Source organism: Burkholderia sp. LFS061 (assembly GCF_047978125.1).
GTDB classification, from domain to species: domain Bacteria; phylum Pseudomonadota; class Gammaproteobacteria; order Burkholderiales; family Burkholderiaceae; genus Burkholderia; species Burkholderia pyrrocinia_C.
The window spans coordinates 289,616-307,343 of the sequence record NZ_JBFPFS010000002.1 but is presented as its reverse complement, the minus strand read 5'-3'; the positions used below and the strand labels follow the sequence as shown (position 1 = coordinate 307,343).

At 68.2% G+C, this 17,728-nt stretch carries 15 protein-coding genes; 2 read left to right on the top strand and 13 right to left on the bottom strand.

Annotated elements, in window-relative coordinates:
• Window positions 1–3: 3 nt before the first annotated feature.
• The 11 genes from tssE to tssJ all read right to left on the bottom strand — a co-directional run bounded on the left by tssE (window position 4) and on the right by tssJ (window position 14,382).
• Window positions 4–561 (bottom strand): type VI secretion system baseplate subunit TssE, encoded by a 558-nt coding sequence (tssE, locus tag ACNQQL_RS02955; RefSeq protein ID WP_347063137.1) that lies wholly within the window; start codon window positions 559–561, stop codon window positions 4–6.
• A 26-nt stretch (window positions 562–587) separates the two neighbouring features.
• Window positions 588–1,079, bottom strand: a complete 492-nt coding sequence (locus ACNQQL_RS02950) for an Hcp family type VI secretion system effector (protein ID WP_072436815.1) — start codon at window positions 1,077–1,079, stop codon at window positions 588–590.
• Window positions 1,080–1,150: 71 nt separating this feature from the next.
• Window positions 1,151–2,659: a type VI secretion system contractile sheath large subunit gene (tssC, locus tag ACNQQL_RS02945; RefSeq protein ID WP_204422921.1), complete on the bottom strand. Its 1,509-nt coding sequence runs from the start codon at window positions 2,657–2,659 to the stop codon at window positions 1,151–1,153.
• Window positions 2,652–3,206 (bottom strand): type VI secretion system contractile sheath small subunit, encoded by a 555-nt coding sequence (tssB, locus tag ACNQQL_RS02940; RefSeq protein WP_034179510.1) that lies wholly within the window; start codon window positions 3,204–3,206, stop codon window positions 2,652–2,654. Before tssB ends, tssC begins: the two co-directional genes overlap by 8 nt.
• A gap of 73 nt (window positions 3,207–3,279) precedes the next feature.
• Window positions 3,280–4,395 (bottom strand): type VI secretion system protein TssA, encoded by a 1,116-nt coding sequence (gene tssA / locus ACNQQL_RS02935; protein ID WP_347063136.1) that lies wholly within the window; start codon window positions 4,393–4,395, stop codon window positions 3,280–3,282.
• Window positions 4,382–6,730 carry a serine/threonine-protein kinase gene (locus tag ACNQQL_RS02930; protein WP_347063135.1) on the bottom strand — a complete coding sequence of 783 codons (2,349 nt, stop codon included), beginning with the start codon at window positions 6,728–6,730 and terminating at the stop codon, window positions 4,382–4,384. Before ACNQQL_RS02930 ends, tssA begins: the two co-directional genes overlap by 14 nt.
• 40 nt (window positions 6,731–6,770) lie before the next feature.
• Window positions 6,771–7,478: a type VI secretion system-associated protein TagF gene (gene tagF / locus ACNQQL_RS02925; RefSeq protein WP_204422918.1), complete on the bottom strand. Its 708-nt coding sequence runs from the start codon at window positions 7,476–7,478 to the stop codon at window positions 6,771–6,773.
• A complete protein-coding gene (tssM, locus tag ACNQQL_RS02920) occupies window positions 7,460–11,086 on the bottom strand; it encodes a type VI secretion system membrane subunit TssM (RefSeq protein WP_347063134.1) in 3,627 nt (1,208 codons plus the stop codon). Before tssM ends, tagF begins: the two co-directional genes overlap by 19 nt.
• Window position 11,087: 1 nt before the next feature.
• Window positions 11,088–12,422, bottom strand: coding sequence for a DotU family type VI secretion system protein (locus ACNQQL_RS02915; RefSeq protein ID WP_204422916.1), 1,335 nt, complete (start codon window positions 12,420–12,422; stop codon window positions 11,088–11,090).
• A gap of 14 nt (window positions 12,423–12,436) precedes the next feature.
• On the bottom strand, window positions 12,437–13,870 hold the full coding sequence (gene tssK, locus ACNQQL_RS02910) for a type VI secretion system baseplate subunit TssK (RefSeq protein WP_347063133.1): 1,434 nt from the start codon (window positions 13,868–13,870) through the stop codon (window positions 12,437–12,439).
• Entirely contained in the window at window positions 13,867–14,382 is a 516-nt protein-coding gene (gene tssJ / locus ACNQQL_RS02905; protein ID WP_347063159.1) for a type VI secretion system lipoprotein TssJ, read from the bottom strand. Before tssJ ends, tssK begins: the two co-directional genes overlap by 4 nt.
• Before the next feature lie 629 nt (window positions 14,383–15,011).
• Here tssJ and ACNQQL_RS02900 point away from each other — a divergent pair.
• Both ACNQQL_RS02900 and tagH read left to right on the top strand, forming a co-directional pair.
• Entirely contained in the window at window positions 15,012–15,398 is a 387-nt protein-coding gene (locus ACNQQL_RS02900) for a TssQ family T6SS-associated lipoprotein (protein WP_175959215.1), read from the top strand.
• A gap of 48 nt (window positions 15,399–15,446) precedes the next feature.
• Window positions 15,447–16,892, top strand: coding sequence for a type VI secretion system-associated FHA domain protein TagH (gene tagH, locus ACNQQL_RS02895; RefSeq protein ID WP_347063132.1), 1,446 nt, complete (start codon window positions 15,447–15,449; stop codon window positions 16,890–16,892).
• Window positions 16,893–16,935: 43 nt separating this feature from the next.
• Here the strand turns inward: tagH and ACNQQL_RS02890 are convergent, their stop codons facing one another.
• Together ACNQQL_RS02890 and ACNQQL_RS02885 are read right to left on the bottom strand one after the other, a co-directional pair.
• Entirely contained in the window at window positions 16,936–17,307 is a 372-nt protein-coding gene (locus ACNQQL_RS02890) for a DUF4430 domain-containing protein (RefSeq protein WP_347063131.1), read from the bottom strand.
• Complete coding sequence (locus ACNQQL_RS02885; protein ID WP_347063130.1) at window positions 17,292–17,642, bottom strand: hypothetical protein; 351 nt, start codon at window positions 17,640–17,642, stop codon at window positions 17,292–17,294. The genes ACNQQL_RS02890 and ACNQQL_RS02885 overlap by 16 nt, the downstream gene beginning before the upstream one ends.
• Window positions 17,643–17,728: the final 86 nt, after the last annotated feature.

Below are 17,728 nucleotides of genomic sequence, written 5' to 3'. Positions count from 1 at the left end.
GCGTCAGGCCCCCGCCACGGATTGCAGCGACATCGCGCCCGTTTCCAGATCGAGGTCGGAGCGCAGCACGAATTCGAGCGGATGCGGGATCGACCACAGCGTGCCGCGGATCTCGAACAGCAGCACGTTGTGGCGCCGTTCGCCGGCCCGGCCGCCCGGCGCGTCGATCACGCTGCGCACCTCGACGCTGTCGGGCGCGATGCGCGGCTCGAAGCGAACGATCGCGTCGCGGATCGACGCCTCGACCGACATCCGCTCGACGCCCGACATCGGCTTGCCGACGAGCGGCCGCATCCCGTAGTTCAGCACCGACGCCTGCGCGTGCGCGAACGCCGACCAGTCGACGAAACCGTCCTCGGCGTTGCGCGTGTTGAGCAACCACGCGAGATCGCGCAGCACGGCCGCGCGCAGCCGCTCGGTGCCGATCCATTGCGTGCCGGGCGCTTCGGCCGCGCGCTGCGGCGCATCGTCGGTGAGGCGGTCGAGCAAGGCGGGCTGCAGCCGGTCGCGCAGGCTGCCTTCCCGGGCCTCGCGTCCGTCGCGGGTTCGCGGGTCGTCCATCGTCGTCTCCGTGCCTGTCCGGCCCGTCACATCTCGGTGTTTTCCTTGATGTTCCAGCCGACCGTCACTTCGGCGCCCTTGCCGCCGTTGTCGTTCTGCTGCCAGTACTGCTTCTTCACCTTCGCGGCCTGGAAGCCGTAATGCATCATCAGCCGGTCCGCGACGTCGCCCGGATCGACGCCCGCCACCTGCGCGGACGTGACGAGCACCTCCTGCAGCGTCACGCGCATGAACTCGACCTGCGTGCCGCCCGTCTTGCACGCGGAAATCTCGACCGACGAAAGGTGCTTGCCGTTCGCGCAGTTCTTGATGATCGCGGGTGCGCCCTTGTCCATGTACGCGGCGACGACAAGATCGTTGAAGCTCGCCTTGCCTGCATTGCCGCCGCTGCCGCTCGCCATCGCGCCCGGCTGGCTCGCGCCCCACGTAAACGACTGGATGTCGGTCCAGCCCTTGTGCTGCGCGTCCGCCGATTCGCCGGTCACGCCGTCCACCTTCATAAACATTGCCACGCCCATTGCCGTCTCCGTTTCGGTTCGAGGTCAGGTTGAATGCCGTGTTGAATGCCGCTTTCCGCTCGTTTTTCAGCTCATTCGTTCGCCGCCTTCGCGGTCGGCAGCCGCGAGATCAGCCGCAGCGACACGGTGAGCCCTTCGAGCTGGTAGTGCGGCCGCAGGAAGAATTTCGACGTGTAGTAGCCGGGGTTGTCCTCGACCTCGTCGACGACCACCTGCGCGGCCGCGAGCGGCTTGCGCGCCTTGGTTTCCTGCGACGAGTTCACGGGGTCGCCGTCGACGTAGTTCATGATCCAGTCGTTCAGCCAGCGCTCCATGTCGTCGCGCTCGCGGAACGAGCCGATCTTGTCGCGCACGATGCACTTCAGGTAGTGCGCGAAGCGGCAGCACGCGAACAGGTACGGCAGGCGGCCGGACAGCCGTGCGTTTGCGGTCGCGTCGGGATCGTGGTATTCGGCCGGCTGGTACAGCGACTGCGCGCCGATGAACGCCGCGAAATCCGAGTTCTTCCGGTGTACGAACGGCATGAAGCCGTTCTTCGCGAGCTCGGCCTCGCGGCGGTCGCTGATCGCGATTTCGGTCGGGCACTTCTGGTCGACGCCGCCGTCGTCGGTCGGGAACGTATGGCTCGGCAACCCTTCGACCGCCCCGCCCGATTCGACGCCGCGGATCGACGAGCACCAGCCGTACTGCTTGAACGAGCGGTTGATGTTCGCGGCCATCGCGTATGCCGAGTTTGCCCACGTGTAGCGGGCGTGGTTCGCGGCGTCCGTATCTTCCTCGAAGTCGAATTCGTCGACCGGATTGGTGCGCGCGCCGTACGGCAGCCGCGCGAGAAACCGCGGCATCGCGAGGCCGACGTAGCGCGAATCTTCCGACTGCCGCAGGCTGCGCCACGCCGCGTATTCGGTGTTCTGGAAGATCTTCGTCAGGTCGCGCGGGTTCGACAGCTCCTGCCACGAATCCATCTGCATCAGCTCCGGCGACGCGCCGGCGATGAACGGCGCGTGCGCGGCCGCCGCGATCTTCGACAGCTCGCCGAGCATCTCGACGTCGGGCGGGCTGTGGTTGAAATGGAAATCGCCGACCAGGCAGCCGAACGGCTCGCCGCCGAACTGCCCGTATTCCTCCTCGTAGATCTTGCGGAACAGCGGGCTTTGATCCCACGCGACACCCTTGTAGCGCTTCAGCATCCGCGCGACCTCGTTGCGTGATGCCGGCAGCGCCTTGATCTTCAGCAGCTCGTCGGTCTCGGTATGCGTGACGAGGTAATGCAGGCCGCGCCACGCGCCTTCGAGCGTCTGGAACTCCTCGTGATGCAGGATCTGGTTGATCTGGTCGGACAGCTTCCGGTCGATCTCCGCGATGATCTGCTTCACGCTGCCGTACGCGTCGGTCGTCATGCCGACCGTATGTTCGAGCGCCTGCTGCGCGAGCGTGCGCACCGCGCGCTCCACCGATTCGCGCGCCTCGGCCGTCTTCGGCTTGAATTCCTTTTGCAGCAGCGCGGCGAACTCGTCGTGCGCGACGGCCGGCTGCGCGGCGTCGCGCGTGTCGGCGCGGGTTTGGACGGGGTCATTCATCGCGGGCCTCCGGTTGGGTCGCATCGCCGCGCTGCGCGGATTCGTGCGGATTGCGCACGAGCGTCTTCAGCAGGTCGGGATCGTTGATCGCGCGCTCGATCAACTGTTCGGCACCGTGCTTGCCGTCCATGTACGACAGCAGGTTCGACAGCTCGGTGCGCGCTTCCAGTAGCCGGCGCAGCGCGTCGACGTTGCGCGCGATCGCGGCCGGCGAGAAATCGTCGATCTGCTCGAACGTCATGTCGACGTTGAGCATCCCTTCGCCCGTCAGCGTGTTCGGCACCTGGAACGCGACGCGCGGCGCGACCGACTTCATCCGCTCGTCGAAGTTGTCGACGTCGATCTCGAGGAACTTGCGCTCCGGCAGATCCGGCAGCGGCTCGGCGCGCTTGCCCGCCAGGTCCGAAATCACGCCCATCACGAACGGCAGCTGCACCTTGCGCTCGGCGCCGTAGGTTTCGACGTCGTACTCGATCTGCACGCGCGGTGCCCGATTGCGCGCGATGAACTTCTGTCCGCTGCCCGCTGCCTTGGTTCTGTCAGTCATCGTCCACTCCTTCACGTCGATCAGGTTGCGCGGTACGTTGCCGCCGCCCGCGTGGCGGCTTCCCTCGTTCGGTTCATTCGCTTCGCTCGCCGCTCAGCAGGTCCAGCTTCGGCAGGCTCTCCGGCGCGAGATCGCGGATGATTTCGTAGAAGTCGAGCGCGAGCAGCCGCTGCGCGCGCCGCAGCAGCAGCGGCGCCGGATGGCTCGGCTCGTGCAGCTCGAAATAGCGGCACATCTTGTCGAGGCCGAGCCGTACGTCGTCGCGGCTCGTTAGCTCGGCATCGCGCCATGCATGCGCGTTCGGCATCGCAGCGGGCGCGGCCGGCACGGTGCCGGCCTGCGATGCGTCACCGGATGCGGCCTGCGGCGTGAAGTTCGCTCCGTCCGACGCGCCTGGCTGCGATTCGGGCACCGGCACTTCGCGCGCGATCCGCTGCAACGCCTTCTCCGCATCGCCCGCATCGGGTGCCCACTCGCGGCCGAGCTTGTTGATCACGCACGCGCGGATCGTGTCCAGCGCTTGCAACGCGGCGCGCGCAGCGTCGAGTGGCGTCGTGCCATCGCCACGCACGGCCGACAGCGCGGCAATCAGGCTTGCGCGGCCGCCGGCTTCGTCGCGGCCGTCGAGCAGCCGTTCGGCATCGCGCACGCTCGGGCCGCCGTCGAACAGCGGCTGGCGGCGTGCCGCGCGTGCGCAGTCGTGCGCGCCGGCCAAGTCGGCGAGCGCGTTCATCCGCGGTGTCGGGTCCGGTTCGTCGTCGGCGTCGAGCCTTGGATGCAGGTCGTCCCACCGGCGCTCGAGCAGGTTCGCGACGACCGCGAGCGCGTCCGCATAGCCGGGCACGCCGTGTTGCTCGATCCAGCTGCGCGCGAGGTGCGCAATGACGCGCAGGTCCTTCGTGCGTGCGGACAGCGCAAGCGCCAGCCGCTCGACCGCGCCCCAGTCGGGCGCCTCGGCCGGGATCACGGTGTCGCCGTACTGCTGCTCGGCGCGCGGCGTCGCGCGCTCCTGCAACTGCAGGAACTCGGCGTCGTATTCGAGATTCGCGCCGCACGGCGCATCGGGCGCGACGTCCGCGAGCAGCCGGCCGATCAGGTCGGCGCGCGGCGTCGCCCACGATACGCCGGGCGGCCCCGGGGAAAGCGCGACGGCGGCCAGCGCCGCCTGGCTGATGTCATTCGAATGCATAGTCGATATTGATCGGTTTGCTGCCGAAATCGACCGCAACGGTGCGGTGCAACGGCGGCAGCGAGCCGTTGCGGATCTCGATCTGGTAGACGCCCGGCGTCAGCGACACGGAGCGCAGCGGCGGGCTCGCGCCGCGCCGCGCGCCGTTCACGTACACGTCGCCCCACGGCCGCACGTTGAAGCGCACCTGGACGGTTTCCTGCGTCTTCGGCGGACGCTGTTCGGCAGGCAGCACGTTCACGGCGGCGACGGCCGCATCGGTTTCCGACGGCGGCTTCGGCGCCGGGGCCTGCGTCGTCGCCGGTGATGCGGCCGCTGCCGACGGCGGCACGCTGACGACGCGCTCCGACGTGTCGAGGCTGCCGGCGGGCGCGATGGTCGAACTGGATCCGGATTGCGACGGGGCCGGGTTCGTGACGGTGGTCGCGACCTGCGGTGTGGTTGCGGCGGCGTCTACGGCCGATGTGCTGGCCGGCGCGGCGGCAACGGGCGGCGGCGGGACCTGAGCCGACGATCCGGCCGGCAGGCTCGACGGCGGCACGACGATCGGCGTCGGTCCGCGCTGGGCCAGCGTGGTGTCCGGCGTGCTGGCGGGCGACGACGTGCCGGCCTGCGGCTGGCTCGCGCCCGGTGCGGCCTCGTCGGCAACGCGCGCGGGACGCGACAGATAGGTCGCGGCGAGGCCGACGGCGATCAGCGCGACGAGCGCGCCACCGACGTAGGCCGGTATGCGGCGGCGCGATCCTGCGAGTAAGTGGCTGCGTTGGGTGCCGGACGGCGCGGATGCCCGGCTCGATGCCGATGCGGCGGAATGCGGTGCGGTCGTATCGTCGGCGCCGGCAGTCGCATACGCGTTCCCGTTCGTGTTCCCGGAATCCGCTGCGCTGCGCTTGCCGATGTCTGCGTCGGCACGTGTGGATCGCGTATCTGCTTCGTGGTGCGTATCGGTTCTGGCAGGGGCTGGCTCAGTTGCACGCTCGGCGTTTCCGTTCGGCGCACCGGATTCGACCGGCTTCGCTGCGGGCTGCGAAGCATGCGAGGCCGACGATGCCAGCGCGCCCGTTGCCGCAATCGCGGCACCCTGCGCAGCGGTCTTCGACGTTGAAGGCGCACCCACCCCCGGCTTGGCGCCGAACACGGCAGATGAAGCAGATGCGGTGTCCGTCGGTGTCGACATACCGTCCTGACGCTCAGGCGTCGACGACTGCACATCCGACACAGTCTTGCCCGAAGCCGTCCCGCCCGCGCCAATCGCAGCAGCACCAGCAGCAGCCGACGCGATGCCCGCCGCAGCGGAACCCACCGAAGCCTCCGTCTTCCCTTCCCCGCCGCTGCCCGCGTCCCCCACCGGCGGCACGACCGCCGCGCCATACCCGGCGCCCGTCCGGTCGAAGTCCCGCAACCCGAGTTCCGCCGCGAACGCCGCGACCGATTCCGGCCGATCCGGAATCCGCAGCTGCAGCGCATGATCGACGGCCGCGAGAAACGCCGGGCTGTACACCTCGCCGGCCGGCAACTCGCGTGACGCGAGCGGCCGGTACGTGTCCTTGATGCTGCGCACGACGGCCGCGGGCGGCAGTTCGCCGGTAATCATCGTGTGCATCACCGCGCCGAGCGCATAGAGATCGGTCCACGGCCCCTGGCTGAACGCGGGATCGTCGGTGTACTGCTCGATCGGCGCGTAACCGGGCTTGATCATCATCGCGCCGTCGTCGACGAGATCGCCGATCCGTTTGCGCGCCGCGCCGAAGTCGAGCAGGATCGCGCTGCCGTTCGGGCGGATCAGCACGTTGTCGAGCGCCACGTCGCGATGGAAGCATTGCGCGCGATGCAGCGTGTCGAGCGCGCCGAGCAGCGCGCCGACGATGTTGCGCAGTTGCGTCTCGCTGATCCGCATGCCGCCGTCGAGCAGCTGCTTGAGCGTGCGCCCCTCGTAGAACGGCATCACCATGTACGCGGTGCCGTGGCTTTCCCAGAAGTGCAGGACCTTGACGAGCCCCGGATGATCGAATTGCGCGAGCAGGCGCGCCTCGTTGAGGAACGCGCCGCGCCCCGCGTCGAACGCCTGCGCGAACCGCTCGGAACGCAGCGACACCGTGTAGTCGCCGCCGCGCGTCGCGAGCATCGACGGCATGTACTCCTTGATCGCGACCGCGCGCCGCAACGTGCGGTCGAACGCGCGATAGACGATCCCGAAACCGCCGATCCCCAGCACCTCGTCGAGCTGCAGTTCACCGAGGCGATGGCCGAGCGGCAGCGGCCGCACCGTGAATTCGGATGCGTCGCCGCGTGTCGCCGTGTCGTACTCGTTGTCTCTCGATCCAGCGTCCTTCATGTCCACCTCATGAAACCGTGTGTCTTCTGCCCGCCGCGCTTCAGCCGGGCTGCTGACCGCCGCCGAACAGCGTCAGGAACAGCGCGTTGTCGGGCGTGCCCGTATGCGCATGCGTGCGCAGCGGCGATCCGTCGGCGCGGTTGGTCCACCAGAAGCTGGTGCCGCCGTGCGGATCGAAATAGCCGGACAGCCCCGGCCACGCGGCCGGCGCCGGCTGCTCCGGCAGCGCGGCCGGCATGCCGTCGACGCGTTCCGCGTACCTGCCGCCGCCCGGCACGAGCCGCACGCGTTCCAGCGTCCGTTCGAGATCGCCCGGCGCGCGCGCATGGCGGATCGCGTCGAGCAGCGCATGGCCGACCTGCCAGTAGAACGCGTCGGCGGCGTCCGGCAGCCCGTTCCAGTAATCGGCCGCGCGCATCGGCAGCGTGACGATCACCGGGTAGTAGCGCCCCACACGGTCGCAGCTAGGCGCGAGGCAGCCCGGCTGCACGCACGACGCGCCGGCGCCCGTCGGGATCAGGAAATTCCAGACCGGCGCGACCGTGTAATGGCGCTCGATCTCGTCCGCGCCGCGCTGGCGCATCGCGGCCATCCCCTGCTGGAGCCAGCGTTCCCACCAGAGCGCGAGCGCATGCGGCAGCCGGCTGTTCACGAAGTCGCCGGCGCCGGGAATCTTCCCGTACCAGGCCGGCGCGTCGCCGGCCGTGCTCGTGAGCGGCGGTGTGGGGCTCATTGCTTCGGAGGGCATGTAAAGGACTCCATCTGGGCCAGCCTGAACGGGTTGCGGACGCTGCCCGCATTCACCTGCAGCACGATCGGTTTGCCGTCGACCGTGAAGCGCGCAATCATCTGGTCCGAGCCGTGCCCGGCCGATACCGCCGCGCGGTCGAACAGCCGGTGCAGCGCCCACGGCCCGCCGGTCGTGAAACCGTCGGCCGCGCCGGCCTGCGCCGACACCTGCAGCCGCACCTGGTTGCTGCCGCGCGGGCCCGGCCAGTCCACCGCGCTCTGCACGAGCGGGCCGTGCGCGTAGCGGACGATCTGCCCGTCGACGTCGAGCACCATCTCCGTGATCGACGGGTCCATTTCGAGCGGCTGGATCTGCACCTTCAACTGCGCGGTGCGCGCCCCGCCGCCGAAATACGCGTCGCGGATCACCGCGGCCTTCTCGAACGACGCGAGCATCGCGGCCGCCGCCGGATCGGCGTCCGCATTGCGGTTCGCGAAGCGCCATGGGTGCGACGTCGTATCGACGATCGACTGCAGGTTCTTCTGGAAGAAATCGTCCATCAGCCCGCCCGGCGCGAACATCTGCGCGAAATCCGCCGGCGCGACGTCGCGCGACGATCCGCGCGCGAACGGATAGCGGCCCGCGATCGCCTGCCGGCAGAAGTCGCCGACATTCGCGCCGGCCCGCAGCGCGACGCTGCGCTGCTCGACGGTCGCGACGCTGCCGTTCGCGACGTTCGACAGGTCGTCGAGCACTTCGCGGAACGGCGTCGGCAGGCGGCCGGCCTGCGCGCGCAGCCGCGCGGGCGCGTCGGACGGCGGCGGTTGCGCGCCGCTGCGCAGCGCGTCGTCGGTGGCCGTCAGGTACGTGTACAGCGCGTCGATCGACTTCAGCACCGCGTCGAATCCCTGCGCCTGGTCGCCGCTGCCCGGCGCGAACGCGCGCAAGCCGGCGAAGTGGCTGTCGACGATCTGCTCGGGGCTCGCGGGCGCCGTCGCGGACGGATTCGCGTCGCTGGCCTGGCCCGCGAAGATCTGCGACAGCGAACTGCGCGCCTCGTCGACCTTGTCCTGCGCACGCGCAGCGAGATTGCGCGCCCCACCCGGCGCATCGCCGAGCGCCGTGTCGCGCGCGAGCGCGACCATCAGCCGCGTAAGCGGCGAATCGGCCGACGACAGCGCGCGCGCCACCTGGATGCTCTGCGCGAGCGTCGCCGTGCGTTGCAGCTTGATGTCCGCGAGATAGTCGTCCCAGATCTTCAGGTAGTCGTTCAGGTAGAGCTGGCGGATGTCGCGCGCCCACGCGGCCGCGTCGTTCGGCCCGGGGATCTCCGACAATCCGAGGTTCAGCACCCACACTTCCTCGCGCCCGTACGCTTCGACTTCGCCGGCCAGGCGCGGCGCGAACACGTTGCGATAGCCGTTGCGCGTATAGAGGCCCGGCACGCTTTCCGACAGCGGCTTGCCGCCCTGGCGCCGGAACACCAGCGTCGCGTCGGGACCGACCGCGCGCGCGACGCTGAAGTCGAACGCGGACGTCGCCGGGCGCAGCGTGCGCGTGAGCTGCCGGTACAGCCGCTGCGAGAACGGCACCTGCCGCAGCCGGTCGCGCACGTCGGCCACGAGCCGCTCGTTCATCGGATACGGCGATACCGCGACGCGGTTGCCGAACAGCGCGGCGAGATGCGCGCGCAGCGCGGAACGTTCGGCCGGCGAGAAATCGGGCGGCAGCGAGCGCTCCATCTCCAGATCGACGACGGCCTGCACGAACGCGGGGTCGTAGTGCGCGCTGTCGTACAGCATCAGGTACGCCTTCAGCGCCGCATACGCGTAGTCGGTTTCGTCGGGCCGCGCGTCGCGCAGCGCGGCCTCCATCCGGCTCGCGGCGATCGGCAGCAGCACGTCGTCGAGCGCGCGCCGGTACACGGCATCGACGGCCTCGTCGATCTTCTCGCCCTGGAACAGCCCCCACCGATATGCGAGCGGCGGATGCTGCAGGTCGACGCCGCCCGCATTCGCGAGTCCGCCGAGCGCATCGAGCACGGGCAGCAGCCGCGCGATGTCGGCCGCGTCGGAGAACTTCGCGCCGGCGATCCGTGAATCGACGGCCGGCACGCGGGCGGCGATCTGGTCCAGATACGCGCGATTGTTCGAATAGCTGCGCAGCCACGCGGCCAGAACGGCCACGCATGCGAGCGCGAGCAGCGCGTAGCCGGCGATCCGCAGCACGCGCCGCTTCTGATGCCAGCGCAGGTCGCTGCCGGCGAGCGCGGCTTCGCGGAAGATGTGCTCCTGCAGCAGCGACTTCAGGAAGAAGCTGCGCCCGGTCGAGCCGACCTGCGCGACCGGCGGCACGCCCTCGATCTTCAGGAAGCGCTTGATGCCGCTCATCACGCGATCGAACGCGGTGCCCTCCTGCGTGCCGCTCGTCAGGTAGACGCCGCGCAGCATCGGCATCGGCTCGAAGCTCGATACGGAAAACACCTCGGCGACGAACTGGCCGAGCATGTCCTGCAGGTCGGCGATCTGCTGCGGCAGCAGGTAGGTCATCTCGCGCTGGCGTGCATCGGTCTGCGCGGCGAGCAGTTCGGGCAGACCGTCGTTCAGCCGCTGGTGCAGCAGCCGGTATTCGCGGTCGAATGCCGCGCGCAGGTCGAAGCCGGGCGCCTCGCTCTGCGCGAGCGGGAACGTGAAGCCCCACACCTGCGCGCATTCCGCGCGGCCGTAGCCGCCGAAATACTCGGCGAAGCCCGCGAGCAGGTCGGCCTTCGTCACGAGCAGGTACACGGGAAACCGGATGCCGAGCTGCGCGCGCAGTTCGAGCAGCCGCTTGCGCAGCACCATCGCGTGCTGCGTACGTTCGGCTTCCGACGCGCCGAGCAGGTCGGCCACGCTGATCGTCAGCATCGCGCCGTTCAGCGGCTGGCGCGTGCGGTATTTCTTCAGCAGGTCGACGAAGCCTTTCCATTCGGCTTCGTCGAGCGCGCGGTTGCCTTCGTGCGTCGTGTAGCGGCCGGCCGTGTCGATCAGCACCGCGTCGTTCGTGAACCACCAGTCGCAGTGCCGCGTGCCGCCCACGCCGCGAATCGCCGCGCGGCCGAACTGCTCGGCGAGCGGAAAGCTGAGCCCGGAATTCACGAGCGCGGTCGTCTTGCCCGAGCCCGGCGCGCCGATGAACACGTACCACGGCAATTGATACAGATACTGGCGCGACATCCGGTCGAACCAGCGCGGCAGGCCCTTGCGCACCGCATCGGCCTGCCCGAAGCGGACCTTCTTCAGCAGCGTCGCGGCTTCGTCGAAACGGCTGCGCAACTCGTCGAGCTGCGCCTTCGCCGGATCGTCGGCGGTGGCCGGCCCCGGCGCGGCCTCGCGCAACTGGTTCAGCAACTGCGCATTGAGGCGGCCCGCGCGCCAGCTTCGCCACGCGACGCGCGCGCCCCACGCGGCGAACAGCACCGCGATCGTCAGCCCGCGCGCCCAACCGCTTTCGAGCGGCCGGATCTCGGCGAACGCGAACAGCGGGCCCGCGAGCCACACGAAGCACGCGAGCACGACGAGACCGGCGAAGGTCCAGATCTCCCGCGACGGCAACGGCCGGACGAAACGCGCGACAGCCTGGTTCATGTCAGTTGGCCCCCTGCGTCGCGCCAACGGCGGCGCTGCCGGGCGCCGGCAGCAGCGTGATCTCGACGCGCCGGTTCAGCGCGCGGTTCGCGGGCGAATCGTTCGGCGCGACCGGATCGAGCGTGCCGCGCCCTTCCGCCGCGAGCCGCTCCGGATGGTCGAGCCGCGCGGCGATCATGCTGCGCACGGCTTCGGCGCGTTCGCGCGACAGGTCCCAGTTCGACGCGAAGCGCGCGGTATGCACGGGCGTGTCGTCGGTATAGCCGGTCGCGCGCACGTTGCCGGGCACCTTGTTCAGCGCGTCGGCGACGCGCGCGAGCACCGGCACGTAGCGGTCGATCACCGAGGTCGAACCGGACTTGAACAGCCCGTCGCCGCGCAGCACGATCACGCTGCGATCGGCGTCGTCGCGCACCGACACTAGGCCGGCCGCGATCTCGGGTGCCAGGAACTTCGCGATGCGCGGCGCAGGCGCCGGGCGCGGCGGCGCCTGCGCGGGCTGCAGCTTCGGCACGTGCAGCGCGTCGATCGACGCGAACAGTCGATCCGAATGCCCGGCAAGCGCGATGCGCAGCCCGACGAACACGCCGAAGCCGATCAGCAGCGCGAGCGCCACGCACACCCACAGCGGCACGGTGAAGCGGCGCGCGACGTCGCGCGTGACGACGTCGCGCCAGTGCGGCGACAGCGCGGGATCGAATTCGCCGCGCACGGAGCGGATCGTCTGCGCGAGCTGGCGGCGCAGCGCATCGAGCTGCGCGTGGCCGTTGTCGAGCACGCGATAGCGGCCCTCGAAACCGAGCGCGAGACAGAAATACAGCAACTCGAGCAGGTCGAGATGCTGGCGCGGCTGCTGCGACAGGCGTTCGAGCAGGTGGAAGAACTTCTCGCCGCCCCACGTCTCGTTGTGGAACGACACGAGCAGGCTGTGCGACGACCATACGCTGCCGCCCCACGGCGTCAGCGCGGCCGCTTCATCGAGCGCCGTGCACAGGCAGTAGCGCGCGCCGATGATCGCCTCGGACGGCACGCCGGCTTCCTGCGCGCGCGCCTCGAACTGCCGGATCTCGACGACGAGATGCTCGCGCAGCCACGCCGGATTCGGATGATGGACGGTCGAGCGGATCTGCGGCACCAGGTTGAGCAACGGGTTCGCGGCCGCGACGAGCGGGTTCGTGCCGCTCGCGGCCCAGCGGCCGGGCCGCGGCTGCGTGGCCGTCGGCCCGGTCGCGCCGGAGGTACCGGATGCGGCGGCCGGATGCATGCCGCCCGGATTCGGCGGCACAAAGCCGCCCGCGCCTGCGCCGGTGGCGATCGAATCGGAGGAACTATTCATCGCGATGCCCGCCCTCACCCGCGGATCGCCCAGAACTCCATCGAGAGCCCAGGGAATTCGCCGGCGAAATGAAATGCGAGACCGCCGGAGCGCGCCAGTTGCTTCCACAGGTCGCTGCCCTTGTCGATCTCGAAGTACGTATGACCCGCGTGATACGGGATCTGCCGCGGCGCGACCGGCAACTGGCGCATCGTGATGCCCGGCAGTTGCAACTGCACCAGATCGCGGATCCGCTCGACCGGCCCGAGCTTCGCCTGCGCGGGAAAGCGCGCGCGCAGGCTGTCGGCCGGCACGTCCGCGCGCACCGCGAGTACGAAGCCGGCCTTGTCGCGCAGCGCCGGATCGGCCAGCGTCGCGACGCGGATGCCGTTGCCCGCGTCGCGCAGCTCGATCTGGATTGCGTTCTGTTCGAGCACCGTCGACAGCGACCGGCGCAGTTCCGTCATCAGTTCCGCGAAGCTCGTGCGCAGGTCGTCGTGCACGTAGACCGCGAGCGACTGCGGCCGCCGGCCGGCGGCCGTGAACGTGCTCAGGTCGCATGCGAGCTTCAGCCAGTCGCAGAAAAGCGCTTCCGGATGCGTCGACACGTGCTGCTGCGCATGCCAGGTCAGCGCGAGATAACGATTCACGAGTTGCAGCAGCAGGAAGTCCGCGACTTCCGACACGCCGCCGCGCCCCGGCTCCGACAGCCGTTCCGCGAGCGCCTCGCTGCGTTGCGTGAGCAGCCCGTGCAACTCGCGCGCATACGCCAGCAACACCGCATCGCGCTGTGCGACGAGCCGCGGCGGAATGTAGCCTTCGTCGACGAGCAGCCGCGCGTCGGTGCGCCGCTCGACGATCCGTGCGACGCCGAGCGCATGCCAGTCGCCGGTCAGCTCGGCTTCGAGCATCAGCCGCACGTTCAGGCGCCCCGTCTGCAGCAGCGCGGGGCCGAGCGCGACCGCGTTCGCGTCGGCCACTTCGTATTCGCGCACGACGTAGCGTGCGACGTCGGCGTTGCCGTTTGCGCCATTGCCGCCGTTCGCGTTGTTCGCGACGTTTCCGGCGCGTGCTCCTACGCCTGCGCCTGCACCGAACGACACCTCCTCGCCGCCGCCGCGCCACAGCGGCAGCGCGAGCACGACGAGCTGATCCTTCGCGTCGGCCGGTACGTCGAGCGGTTCGGGAAGATCGTCCGGATGCGACAGGTCGAACGGCGTCCCGTCGCGCATCACGCCCGACGCGGCGCGCAGCGCGACCTTGCCGAGCGCGAGCTGCTCGCGATCGATTTCCAGCGCATCGAAGCCCCAGTAGAACCCCTGCAGCGGCAGGCAGCGCAGCGCGACGTAGCGTTCCCAGTGCCGTTCGAGCTGCTGGAAATGCTGCGGCCGCAGGAACATCCCCTCGGTCCACACCACGCGCTGGCGGAGGGCCGCGACCGGCGTCGCGGACATCGTCGGTTCGGTCATGGGCGCCCCTGCGCGTCGTTCAGTGCGATGCCGCCGTTCCGGACCGCGATCGACAGCTTCAGCTCGCCCGGCAACGTCTGCCAGAACTTGTAGAGGTTGAGCTGCTTCGCGCGCGGCAGCGGCACCGTCAGCCGCCAGCGGTTCTTTTCGAGCATCCGGTATTCGGCGACGACGCCGATCGCGCCGGCCTCGACGTTGCCGCGATAGTGCAGCGTGCGCGATTCGCCCGGCCGCAGGATCACGCGGTCGGTGCCGAGCAGATCCGCGCCGAGCACGTTCCCGGGCTTGTCCTGCAGCGAGAAGAAATCCGCGCTGTCGAACGCCGACGCCGCGCGAAGCTGGAACACCTTCAGCACGATCGGCGAAGGCTTGCGATTCATGTCAGGGTTGACGTCCGGCGCAACGTCGACCGTGATCGCATACGGCACCGCGGCCGCGTGCTCCGTCGCGCCGCACCCCGGAAACAGCAATACGCATCCCCATACGATGAAACTGCTCGGCCGCCATTGCATATTCCACCCTCGCCACCCAATAGCCATCCGCCCGTTTCCGAGTTCGAAACCGGTTGATCGGATTAAAAAAGGGACAATTAATTGACCGGTAATTGTGTGGTTGGCATATCCTTCCGCTGAAATTTTTTCCGGAAAATTTTTATCTATAAAACCGGGGCAAATCATCCTGGGTTTATGAAAGTTGAATTATCGAGATGAAAGGCAATTGAATCGATATTGGTTATTAATCGAAAAAACTTACCCGGCCGGTTCGCCGTGGCGGCCCGGTTCTATTGCATGGACACCTGTCGGATGGGCGTGGGGCGCAAGCCAGCCGGCCGCCGGGCAAGGGATGCTCGCGACGCTGATGGTGTGCCAGGCTGTTCGTGCCGCCCGAACGGACGGTCCGGTTTTTTGTGCATTGCCGAGCGCTGACAAAACAACTGACGAATCCGAAAAACACAGCGAACTATAGGTCGCTTTCCCAGATTAACAAGTGATGAAATTCGTAGTCTATTTTCAGATTAAAATGGAATCGGATCGTCCAGTTGAAACAAAACGTAACAGCGGCATCGATGCCGATGATTGGCACTAGAATCCAACAGCGCTTGTGCGCCACCTTCCAATTACGCCGAATTTTCATTTCAAAAATGAAAGGCCGTTCATTGCTCGTTATTTTCCTCGGCGCCTTGTTGCTGGGGGTCGGCGGGTGCAGCACGTCCCCGACCCGGTCGGCCGCGCATGCGACGGTCGACAGCGCGCGCGCCGCGTACGCCGCCGGCGACTACGGGCGCACGATCGCGCTGCTGAGCCGCGCGAAGGAGATCGACGGCGCCGACACCGACACACAGGTTGCCGCGCACAAGCTCCTCGCGTTCAGTTATTGCGTGACGAACCGCGTCATGCAGTGCCGCGCCGAGTTCTCGAAGATTCTCGACCTCAACCCGCGCTTCGACCTGTCCGCCGCCGAGAAGGGGCATCCGGTCTGGGGGCCCGCGTTCGAGTTCGCGCGCCGCAGACATGCGTCGTCATCCTGAACGAACCGGTTTCCACGCGAGCGCTTCATCCACCGAGCGACGTATGACATGCAACTGATCGTGATCGAACATGCCGGTGAACCGGTCGAAAACGACTCCTACGACGCCGTCGTGTTTCACCCGCCGGGCGGCACCATCGGCCGGGCCAGCGACAACCATCTGGTGCTGCGCGACGACACGCGGCAGATTTCGCGGCTGCAGGCGCTGCTGCAGGTCGGCGACGACGCGTGCCTGCTGAAGAACCTGAGCAGCGTGTCGACGATCGAGGTGAATCGCGAGCCGGTCGGCTATGCGCAGGAACGCCCGCTCAATACCGGCGACATCATCCGCATCGGGCCGTACGTGCTGAGGGCGGAACGCGACGACGGCAGCGACGCGCCGGTCATCGACATGGCGCCCGATACCGGCGTGCACGTCGACGGGCGCGGCGCGCCGGAGGCCGCCGGATCGGCACAACCTTCGCCTTCGCGCGACGACACGAAAGGCGCGGGCAACCGGCTGTGGGGGCTGCTCCAGGACCGTCTCGCCCCGCGCGGCAAGGCGGCGGATACCGGCGCCAGGCCGGGCGGCCCTGCCCGCGCCGACGCAGCGCAGCCGGCGAACCGTGCCGCGCAGCACGCCGTGCCATCCGCACCGTCGCAGCGCGACCTGAATCAGCTATCGACCGATCCGCTGGATCTGTTCGCGCAGTCGTCCGGCGATATCGGCACGCCGGGCTCGGCGCCGTCGGCCGAGCGCGGCAATGCGGATCGAGACGCGTCGTCCGCGACGCAGGCGGACCACGCGCCCGAGTGGACGCAGCACGTGCGCGTGCAGCCGGCAGCCGCGCGCGCCGACGTGCGTCCGGCCGATGAACCGGCGCCGCATGCCGCGCGTGCGCCGGCGCCGCCGACACCCGACGAACTGCTGAACGCGTTCTTCGAAGGCGCGGGGCTCGATACGGCCGCCGAATCGCATCAATGGTCGGCCGAACAGCTCTACATCGCGGGCCAGTTGCTGGCGCTGTTCGCCAACGGCACGGTCGAGCTGCTGTCGTCGCGCAGCATCCTGAAGCGCGAGGTGAAGGCGCACATGACGATGCTGCTCGATCGCGAGAACAATCCGCTGAAACTGCTGCCGGACGGCGGCGCGGTGCTGCGGCAGATGTTCGGGCTGCCGCTGCCGGGCTTCATGTCGCCGCAGAGCGCGGTCAGCGATGCGTTCCAGGATCTGCACGCGCACCAGATCGGCATGGTCGCCGGCATGCGCGCTGCGCTGATGGATCTGCTGACGCGTTTTTCGCCGCAACGGCTGCGCGAACGCGACGATGCGATGCGCTGGTACGAGAAGCGCGTGCCCGCGCTGTACAAGGCGCGGATGTGGGATCGCTACGCGGCGACCCATCGCGATACGGTGTTCGCGATCGAGGACGATTTCGCGTCGGTGTTCGGCAAGGCGTTTCTGGCGGCGTACGACGCGGAAGTGGAAAGCTATCGGGGGAGCGGCCGGCATTGAAGGGGCCGATGCCGGCCGCGTCGCATGGATCGCGTGACGAACGTCAAACCAGCGGCGGATGAACCGCCTGCTTCAAGCCGCTCGAGTAGTGCTTGTAGTCCCAGGCCACGCTGTCGCCGGGTTGCAGCGTGTAGACCGCACATGAGACGTCGGGCATCTGGCCGTTGACGAAATACACCCACCAGTAGCCGTTGCCGCCCTGGTTGGCCTCTACTCCACCCAAGGCCGTAATGAACAGGCTCGCGCCTGAACCTTGCCATTGCGGGTTGAGAGCGGGCGACACGCCGTCGGCCGTCAGCAGATCGAATACGGTCGTCACGCCGGGGGCAATCGCGATGCTGTCGTTCGCTTGCCACGGCGGATTGTGAAATTCCGAACACCAATCGACGAATTGATTCGCTATCGAGTTGGCCATGAAGATATCTCCGTAGTGGTGGTTAATGCCTGAACTGCGTCCCGCTGCTCTTTTTCGTTGTTTGTTGAAAGTGCCAGGTTTTGACCTGGGTGCCGGAAAGCTGTATCGATCGTTTGCTGATCGCTCAATTCAAGCCGATCGCCGAACCACAGGAAGACTGTTTCAATCAAATGGCGTCGCTCGGGGATTGTTGCAAGTTCTGTCAGCATGATCTCCGTTTCGTATGGCGCATTTTCCGTTCTTCTATTACAGGCGCCTTTGCCGTCCGTGAAATCCTGATATTCGTACTGGTCAGAGAATAGGCGATGGACCGCCCCCCCCGCAATGACAGTCACTCGACTAGTCCGGGTTCGCTTTACCGCGGACGTCGCTCGTCACGACAAAAAAAGGAACGAACCTGACCGCATTTTTGTGGGCGAGG

Bases quoted from the DNA above. Each gene is read 5' to 3' on its own strand.
- ACNQQL_RS02890 (WP_347063131.1), bottom strand. From the start codon at position 17,307: ATGGCCAACTCGATAGCGAATCAATTCGTCGATTGGTGTTCGGAATTT.
- tagF (WP_204422918.1), bottom strand. From the start codon at position 7,478: ATGCCCTCCGAAGCAATGAGCCCCACACCGCCGCTCACGAGCACGGCC.
- tssJ (WP_347063159.1), bottom strand. From the start codon at position 14,382: ATGCAATGGCGGCCGAGCAGTTTCATCGTATGGGGATGCGTATTGCTG.
- tagH (WP_347063132.1), top strand. From the start codon at position 15,447: ATGCAACTGATCGTGATCGAACATGCCGGTGAACCGGTCGAAAACGAC.
- ACNQQL_RS02930 (WP_347063135.1), bottom strand. From the start codon at position 6,730: ATGAAGGACGCTGGATCGAGAGACAACGAGTACGACACGGCGACACGC.
- ACNQQL_RS02900 (WP_175959215.1), top strand. From the start codon at position 15,012: ATGAAAGGCCGTTCATTGCTCGTTATTTTCCTCGGCGCCTTGTTGCTG.
- tssE (WP_347063137.1), bottom strand. From the start codon at position 561: ATGGACGACCCGCGAACCCGCGACGGACGCGAGGCCCGGGAAGGCAGC.
- tssC (WP_204422921.1), bottom strand. From the start codon at position 2,659: ATGAATGACCCCGTCCAAACCCGCGCCGACACGCGCGACGCCGCGCAG.
- tssA (WP_347063136.1), bottom strand. From the start codon at position 4,395: ATGCATTCGAATGACATCAGCCAGGCGGCGCTGGCCGCCGTCGCGCTT.
- tssB (WP_034179510.1), bottom strand. From the start codon at position 3,206: ATGACTGACAGAACCAAGGCAGCGGGCAGCGGACAGAAGTTCATCGCG.
- ACNQQL_RS02915 (WP_204422916.1), bottom strand. From the start codon at position 12,422: ATGAATAGTTCCTCCGATTCGATCGCCACCGGCGCAGGCGCGGGCGGC.
- ACNQQL_RS02950 (WP_072436815.1), bottom strand. From the start codon at position 1,079: ATGGGCGTGGCAATGTTTATGAAGGTGGACGGCGTGACCGGCGAATCG.
- tssM (WP_347063134.1), bottom strand. From the start codon at position 11,086: ATGAACCAGGCTGTCGCGCGTTTCGTCCGGCCGTTGCCGTCGCGGGAG.
- tssK (WP_347063133.1), bottom strand. From the start codon at position 13,870: ATGACCGAACCGACGATGTCCGCGACGCCGGTCGCGGCCCTCCGCCAG.